The 9,232-nt window shown below is 34.8% G+C and carries 4 protein-coding genes; 2 read left to right on the top strand and 2 right to left on the bottom strand.

The window, feature by feature from the left end; genetic code table 11:
* A partial coding sequence (locus AC3DU7_RS16775) for an FdhF/YdeP family oxidoreductase (RefSeq protein WP_488040463.1) occupies positions 1-2,177 on the bottom strand: 2,177 nt, incomplete at its 3' end.
* A 435-nt stretch (positions 2,178-2,612) separates the two neighbouring features.
* Here AC3DU7_RS16775 and AC3DU7_RS16770 point away from each other — a divergent pair.
* Together AC3DU7_RS16770 and fdhD are read left to right on the top strand one after the other, a co-directional pair.
* A complete protein-coding gene (locus AC3DU7_RS16770) occupies positions 2,613-3,941 on the top strand; it encodes a diguanylate cyclase domain-containing protein (RefSeq protein WP_488040462.1) in 1,329 nt (442 codons plus the stop codon).
* 1,242 nt (positions 3,942-5,183) lie between these two features.
* On the top strand, positions 5,184-6,023 hold the full coding sequence (gene fdhD / locus AC3DU7_RS16765) for a formate dehydrogenase accessory sulfurtransferase FdhD (protein ID WP_488040461.1): 840 nt from the start codon (positions 5,184-5,186) through the stop codon (positions 6,021-6,023).
* Positions 6,024-7,244: 1,221 nt separating this feature from the next.
* Here fdhD and AC3DU7_RS16760 read toward each other — a convergent pair.
* Positions 7,245-8,663 (bottom strand): BCD family MFS transporter, encoded by a 1,419-nt coding sequence (locus tag AC3DU7_RS16760; RefSeq protein WP_488040460.1) that lies wholly within the window; start codon positions 8,661-8,663, stop codon positions 7,245-7,247.
* Positions 8,664-9,232: the final 569 nt, after the last annotated feature.

Raw genomic sequence — 9,232 nt, 5'->3', positions numbered from 1 at the left:
TCAATAGAACGTTTACCCTTATCTAGTAACACATTTCCTTCCGGCCAATGTACTTGTAAATTACCAGGTTTCATCGGAGCTAAATACACTCTTCCTTGAAACTCACCTAAATCATTTTTCAACAGTACCTTATCCCCATCTTTTAAACTCAAATTTTCCGCATCAATAGGATTAATTAAAACTGCTTCTCGCATAGCTCCAGTAATAGCATCCTTCCTTGACTGAACCATACTATTAAACTGCTTACCTCTACGAGTCGCTACTAAAAAATATCCTTCTTTTAACTCTTCTTGAGATGAAGAAAGTATTGAAAAATTAGCCTTACTATCCGGTGTGGGAAAATTCCAACCAAAACATAAATGAGAACCACCATATTGAAAATTATCTCCTGGTTCCTTTAAATGCTGAATTCCTGAATATTGCGGAATTACTAAAGCAATTTCCTGACGAATTTCTGAAGTATTTTCAAACTCTAACTTATTTGCTAAATCAGGACGTACTAACTTTGCCAAATCCATAAAAACTTCCCATTCCGGGCGAGCTTCTCCCACTCTCCTTCCAGGAATTTCCGGGCTAAAAATCACCCTTCTTTCTGTAGTTGTTTCTGTTACTCCTCCCGGAATTTCATAACGAGTCGTCGCAGGTAACAATATTACCGTTTCTCCCGGTTCAACTAACATTTGATTAGAACAAACAATATCCTGATGTATTCGCAAAGGCAATCTTTTTATGGCAGCTTCCACATAATCTGGATCTGGCAAAACTTCTAAAAAATTTCCCCCTACAGAAAACAAAACATCTAACTTTCCTTCCGCAGCATTATCGATCATTTCCGAAGCAATTAAACCAGGAGAATTAGGCACAGAAAAACCCCAAAAATTACTCATAACTTCCGCATTTTCTTGATTAATCTTTCTCCCTCCAGGAAACACCGTAGAATAGCATCCCATTTCTGCTCCACCTTGCACCCCAGAATGTCCCCGAATTGGCATTAAACCACAGCCTTCTCTACCTACAAAACCTTTAGTTAAAGCTAAATTAATAATAGCTCTGACATTATCTTCCCCACACTCATGTTGAGTAATACCCATACTCCAAACAAATACAGCTTTTTCTGCTTCTTTTACCATTTTGGCAAAGGCATACATTTCGTTGCGGGTGCTTCCAGAAAAGCGTTCTAATTCTTCCCAAGATTGAGTATCCAATGAAGCTTTTAATTCTTCAAATTGATTCGTATAATTATTGATAAAAAATTTATCTATCCAATCATTAGCAATTAGATGTTTAATAGTGCCATTCAGGAAAGCCAAATCGCCATTAACATTAACTAAAAAGAAATCTTCGGCAAACTTAGTACCAAATAAAGCACTTTCAGGAATAGACGGTACCCAATAACGTTCCATTCCTGGTTCCCGGTAAGTGTTAATAACAACAATTTTTGTACCTGCTTTTTTTGCCCAATGTAAATATTTAACAGTAACAGGTTGATTATTTGCTACGTTGGAACCGATAAATACTAATAAATCTGTACCTATCCAGTCTTTGTAAGAACAAGTAGTAGCAGCAGCGCCAATAGTAGTTTTAAGCGCCCCGGTACTAGGGGAATGACAAATGCGGGCCGCATTATCAATGTTATTAGTCCCCATAGCCCTTACAGCTTTTTGGGCCACATAATAAGTTTCATTCACAGTGCCGCGACTGGTGAGGTAGAAACCCAGACGGTCTGGATGAGTATTTTTGAGGCGATCGCTAATTACTTCTAAAGCTTCATCCCAACTAATTCGCCGAAACCCTTTGTCCCCTTTGTCGCGACGCATGGGGTAAGGCAGTCGTCCCATTTCTCGCAATTCTGCACTACTTTTTTTTTGTAGTTGAGAAACATCTGCCAGTATTTCTGGGTTAAAAGCAGGCATTGTATTCAGGCGCAATAGTCGTAGGCGGACATTACATAAATGAAAACCATCGAGAGTCCAGTCTTTCATCCCAGTAGTACCGAGGGAACACCCGTCACAGACTCCTTTATTTAGAATTTCCCAAGCGTAGGGGAGTTGGTCGAGATTTTCAATTGTTGCGCGTATTAATTCCCAGTAGTTATTGGGGTATTGTTCGCCAATACCGAAGGGTTTCCAACTTGCCCAAATTTCCGGGTTCCAGATTTTATTTGGCTTAGGTAACATAATTTATTTAGCTCATATAAAAATTTTTATTGCACAATAATTATCGGGTAAATTTTTAGGACTATGTTATTTTTGAAGATAAATTAATATCATCTTAATATTATTATCAGTAAACATTTATATAAAAGAGCTAAAAGGGAACAAGAAACAGGAGACACGGAAATAAAAATAGGATCAAAAAATAGAAAAAATGTTTGATTTTTATAATTTATATAATTTATTTTTTTTTATTGTAAGAATAAACGACAAATTAAGAATGTAACTATCTATGTATGAATTTGCTATAATGGCAGGGAAAATAATGCTTAGGAGATTTTTTTTATTTCCTATTGTCTATTAAACATTTAGTTTAACAACTGATAACTGAAATGATATTTTACTATTGCCCTAAGCAACTATTTCTTTGCTATATTTGACTTGATTAATATCACATAAATGATAACAGCCATAAGATGGAAATTATTAAAGCTTTGCAAACGACTGTATCAACTGCTCTATATGCGTGTAGTTATCATTCTTGTAACTTTACTCTGTTTGGGTTTTAGTATAGCTTTAGTAGGAACCTACTACCTCTCGATTAATTTAGTAGATTCCCAAGCTATACACTATGCAAAAGTAGCTGTCAAAACTTTGAATGAAGCTAGAATCCTGTACAGCAAAAATGTTGTCGATCGGATCAAGTCAATGGATGGTATTATGGCCATAGCTGAATATCATACTGTCAAAGGAGGTATTCCTAATCCTGCTACTTATACTATCGAACTTGGGGAGCGCCTCAGTGATGAATCAGAGGGTATGTTGTTTAGACTTTACAGCGAGCATCCATTTCCTAATCGACAACTAACAGGAGGACCTCTAGATAAGTTTGAATGGGATGCACTGACTTACCTGAAAGAGCATCCACAAGCTTCGTTTTATCGCAAAGAGCAATTTGGCGATCGCCTCTCGTTTCGCTACACAGAAGCTGTCCTCATGGAGCCAAGTTGTGTAGCTTGTCATAATACACTACGAATTAGTCCTAGAAAAGACTGGAAAGTTGGACAAGTGCGTGGTGTCGTAGAAATTACTCAGCCTGTTGATAATGTTATACTCATAGCTGAAGATGGATTAAAAGTAATTTATACTGTTCTAATTACTATTATTGGTCTAGCAATTTCAGGTTTAATTGTAGTTATTGGACGCTTTCGTACAATTAATCAAGAGCTAGAACAGAAAGTTTTGGAAAGAACAGCAGCTCTCAATCATTTAGCTGCCATTGATGGGTTGACCCAACTGATCAATAGGCGTCAGTTTAATATACTTCTTCAGCAAGAGTGGCGACGAATGCAACAACAACAACGACCCTTATCGTTGATTCTTTGTGATGTTGATTATTTCAAGAAATACAATGATACCTACGGTCATGTAGCAGGAGATAATTGCCTTCGTGCTGTTGCCCAAGTTTTGGATAGTAGTGTCAAGCGTTGTGGAGAATTTGCTGCGAGGTATGGCGGGGAAGAGTTTGCAATTGTTTTACCAGGAGTAAATAGTTTTGAAGCAACCAAAGTCGCAACTATAATTATGGATGGTATTCATTCTCTAAAGATACCTCACAAAACCTCTTTGAATAACTCCTATGTCACCCTCAGTATGGGAATTGCAAGTACTATTCCTCAGAATCAAAGTTATCCTGAACAATTGATTAAGTGTGCAGATAGAGGATTGTACCAAGCTAAAGAAGAGGGACGGAATCGGTTTATTATTTGGCATGATAAGCAAGAATAGTTTTGGTTAAACTCAAATATAAATCAATACAGTTCAGTTAAGGGTTTTTTTGGCAGTTATGTAATCTGAAGATCTACTCTAATGGTTCTATACCTTATTAGTTTTGGCTTTACCTAAACCGTATTAAAATATAAATAATTTGGTATTGGTGAATCAATTTGACTTTGGACAAAAAAGTAGTCAGCGTAATATTTACACTAACTCCTGAAATTAAAGTTTAAAGACAGAATTAAATCTGAAATTATATTTGTTTCTAACATTATTTATCATCCTAAAAATCAGAGGATACTTCTGGTTCAATTTATTCACTAAAACATATATCTAAATAACTTTTTTGAAGGAAATTAACTACCTTATCCAACTCATCAATAATATAGCAATCAGGAATCAGTTGTGAGAATTGAGGTGTTCCTTAAAAGTATGGAATATATCAATTATGATATTCATATGATACGTTTTTTTCTTCTTCTCTGTTCCCAGCTCCGGTGTTCCCAGCTCCGGTGTTCCCTAAAAGTTTCCAACATCTCACAACTCAAATCATATTGCTATATCTCTTCGAGTCATGTTTTCTATCACATCAATATGAGCTTCATTTCTAGCTTTTCCTAAGTATTTAGATTTAGTTTTTTGTGAGTGTGAGTAGCCATGGAAAAAATTGGTGAGACTGATTGTAATTTATAATAATAGTACAGTTTTTGATTTCTATTGACTTGCTCATGAATGATATGAACTTTACAGGTAGAAAAGAGAAAAAGAATAGAAAAAAAATAAGAGTAATATCATGGTAAGCATTTCCTGCGGACTGCTGCGCAAATAGCTATTAGCTGTCAGCTAGTCTCCTGTGGAGGAACTGTGTTAACAGCAACAAGACTCTCTCCTTAATAATAGTGTTTAAATTAAAATAGGCTTTAAGAGCAAGGGAAGCAACTTTTGTAGTAAGACAATTAATAGAGCTTTTATCCTCAACTAAAAGCAATAGCTGTTTGCGTAGCATCCCGTAGGGAAGCAGTCTGCAGGAAATGCTTACATATCATGTGCGCTTGAAGACTTATAAATAAACGACAGGGGAGTCAGGAGGAAAATGAGAAAGTTTTTTTTATCACTAATTATCCGAACATGATATTAAGTCAAAGAATGGAGCAAAAAGTCTCTAAAGAATTTAAAAATGGCACAGGAAAAAACAAAAAGTGAATGGAAGATAGCAATAAGTACAGACACAATAAAAAGATTAGGAAAAAAAATATGAACAATTCTCCTCGTAACAAAACTAAAGTACAAATTTTAGTCGTAGAAAATCAAATTTATTTCACTCGTTACGACAAATTAGTAACAGAAGAACCTTTAGAAATTCGTCTGACTTTTCCGAAACAAACTATAGCAGTTACTATGCGGACTCCAGGAAATGATTTTGATTTAGCAGCAGGATTTCTCTACAGTGAAGGAATTATCAAAAATCGTGGAGATATTGAAAAAATTAGTTATTGTGTAGACCCAGAAATTGATGGGGAACAACTCCAAAATATTGTTAATGTCACTCTTAAATCTGAATTAAAACCAAACTTAAAAACCTTAGAAAGACATTTTTTTTCCTCTAGCGCTTGTGGAATTTGTGGTAAAGCAAGTATAGAATCTCTGCAAATTCAAGGTTTTTCAGCTATACCTTTAAAATCAGAAGTTCCGGCGGAAGTTATTTATAGTTTGCCCGATCGATTAAGTAATGCTCAAAGGGTGTTTAAATCTACTGGTGGTTTACACGCTGCTGCTTTATTTGATACTCAAGGAGAATTGTTGAAATTGCGAGAAGATGTGGGTAGACACAATGCTTTAGATAAGTTGATAGGGTCAGAATTTTTAGCAGGTATATTACCTTTAAATAATCATATTGTTATGGTGAGTGGGCGGTCGAGTTTTGAGATTATACAAAAATGTATAACTGTAGGTGTGCCGATAGTTTGTGCCGTCTCTGCACCTAGTAGTTTAGCAGTAGAAATAGCTAGGGAATTTAATATTACTTTAATCGGATTTTTGCGTGGGAAAAAGTTTAATATTTATTCTGGTATGGAAAGAATTAGGGTTTGCTGAATGAAGTCTTTTTGCTGAGGTAGAAGACAGGATAAATAGGAATGAGCGAGGAGGTCAGAGTAAGAATTTTCCCAAGATTGTTCTGCCCAACTATGTGCCTAAAATACTAACTTTTTGAGTGTTTTAGACTGAAGATCAGGCAATTTTTTCGATTTCAAAAAGGCACTTTTATTTATATGTCAATGCTTTTAGATTTAATCAGCAAGCCCGAGTTAAAGTCAGTCAAAAAATGGAGTATCCCTAAATTTATTCCCAAGAATTAATCAGCAAGAGCTAGGAATTCAGAAGCAAAATATGATAAGCGTTCGAAATTACTCAAGAAATTTTTATCCCGGAATTTATCCTCAATAATTAATCAGCAAGAAGTCAGAAGGAAAAATTAAAAATATGATGGAGAAACTGAAAAATTGCCACTCTTGTTAATCAAACCCCAATCTAATTTCTCTCCAGACTCCTGTATTTTGACTTCTTGTTCAAAACTGAGCTTTTGCCACCTATCCCCAAATAATTTATCAACACTACAACCTCATACCTAGATTATAGTTAATCAGGATGACTTTAAGAATTTTCATCAGTCAATTTATCTGCAAGAAGTAAGAAATAGGGAGTAATAAGAGAAAAAATGATGGAGATATGGTTAATCAGGATTACTTGAAAAATTTTAATCGGTCAATTTATCTGCAAGAAGTGGCAAGCAAGAAGTAAGAAGTAAAAATATGATAGGGATACTAAAAAATCGCTACTTTTCTTCATCAAACCCCAACCTAACTTCTCTCCAGAATCCTGTATACTGAATTTTTCTTCAAAACTTAGTTTTTACCGAATAATTAAGGTTTAAAGCCTCTCCTTTAAAGGAGAAAAGCGGTAAAGGGATGGCTAAGTCTCTACCAAAAGAAAAGAAAATATTTTCCCTAAGCATCAATCCTCTCCTTGAAAAGAAGAGGTAATTAGGGCTTGCTGAAAAAGTCTTTTTGCCAGGGGAGAATCCAGAATTCAGAATCCAGAATTCAGAAGGAATGGGAATTATAGAAGAGGTAGGAGGAAAAATCTTCCCTTGATTTTCTTCTCCTCGAAATGCCCAAAATTCGCTCCTTTTTGAGCGATTGGAGCTAAAAACAAGGTACTTTTTCAAGACCTAAAAAGGCTAAAATATTTATCTGTAAAAGCTTTGATATTTAATCAGCAAGCCCTAATTATTAATTATTAATTATTAATTATTAATTAATCTAATTCTCCTTCTAAAATAGTAGCGATCGCTTGTTTAGAATTATCTTGAAATTCTCGTACATTGACTCGATTTAACAGAAAAATCGACAGTATCATTCCTATTCCTGCCATGAGAAAAACTAAACCATAAGCAAGCATTGGAATATTAAATAAAAGTCTACCTAAATCTAAAGTCGCACCACCAAAAACTGTAGATAATCCTCTTGCCATTGCCTGAGCTAATCCCCAAGCACCTATAAAAGTTCCTGCTGTTTCTGCCACAGTTAAATCTAACATTAAACTCAGAGAAGCAGTAGTAGTTAAACCAGCAGCTAAACCATATAAAAATAAAGCCCCTTTAAATAAAGAAGGGTTGCCAGTAAACCCCGACATAACTATCAAAATAAAACTAATAGTTGTTGCCACACATCCCACTTTTAGAGAATTTTTCTTACCCAATTTTGGAACTACTAAAAATCCCGTTGTACCTAATCCGATTAAAGTGCCCATACCCGATACAGCATTCAATCTAGTAGTTTCAGAAATTGGCATCGAAAATATTTCTCCACCATAGGGTTCTAAAACTGCATCCTGCATAAATAAACTAATAATTAGTACAAATACAAATGTAAAAAATAAACCTGTTTGACGACTAGCTCTTAAAACTTTTAAAGTTGTTCCTAGAGTAACTTTATCCTCCCGATTAGCAATAGTTGAACGAGTACGATAACGAGAGTATTTTTGTTCAACTCCCACTGTGGAAATAAAGGAAAGAATCAACACAATTGCCGGCACCTTAATAAACAAACTATTAACAGATGCCTTAACAGTTTCTAATGGTGCCCCCACACCAACCTGCTTCAGTAAAACACTACTCGTAATTGCTCCAATAATAATTCCTACCATCAGCATCGACCAAACTATACCGACAACTTTAGAACGATTATCCTCATCAGAAATATCTACCAATAATGCAGCAAAAGGTGTAGAACTTGCACTTAAAGCCAAACCATAAATTATAAACATTAAACCCAACATTCCAATCCAAAAAAATGTGGGATTCGTCCAACCATTCACTTCTAAACTATCACCAACTTGCCACATAACTTGTACAGCAATAAAAGCAGTTAAAGTAAACAAAACTGCTCCTATCCACATATAACCTGTACGGTGTTGACCAAACAAAGGTTTAACATCAGACATTTGACCAAACCAAACCCTTGCTGGTGCCATAAATTGATATAATGACAAAGTAAATGCTACGATTGTGGCAGGAATTGTTAATTCAGTAATCATCACTCGGTTCAAAACTCCAAGTGTTAAAACGGACATTGTTCCTAACCCCATTTGATATAAACCTAATCTAAAAAATAGAAAATTTTCTTTGATTAATTTGATAAATTTGAGTGGGCTGGAAGAATCTTTGATTGTCATAACTATATTATTATTAAGTATTAAATAAGACGTAAATTCAGTTATAGCAGGGAACAGGGAACAGTGATAAAAGCTTTTATCTATCTGAGGTTTATCATCAATATAGCAATATGATTTGAGTTGTGAGATATTGGAAACTTTTAGGGAACAGGGAACAGAAAACAGGGAACAGAGAAGAAGAAAAAACGTACCATATCATACCAATTTCATAAAATATTGCTACAGTAATAACACAGGAAACAGGGAACAGGAAACAGAGAAAGAAAAACATAATAAAAAAGAGGAAAAAAAGGTGGAAATTTTAGATTTTATGAAATTTATAATTTTTTCTTTTAGGAATAAATCACAAATTAAGATGTAACTGCCTTTTTTGAATTTGGTATTAATATAATAATTGCTATATTCTATACTTTTAAGGAACACTTGAATTCTCACAACTGATTCCTGATTGCTATATATGTCTTAACCAACTCCTTCCTTACTATATCAGTTATAGCAATCTTATTTCAGTTACGGGTCATTTCAGTTATCAGTTATCAGTTATCAGTTATCAGTTATCAGTTATCAGT

The organism is Okeania sp. (assembly GCF_983059655.1).
This window is presented reverse-complemented; position numbering and strand designations above follow the sequence as displayed.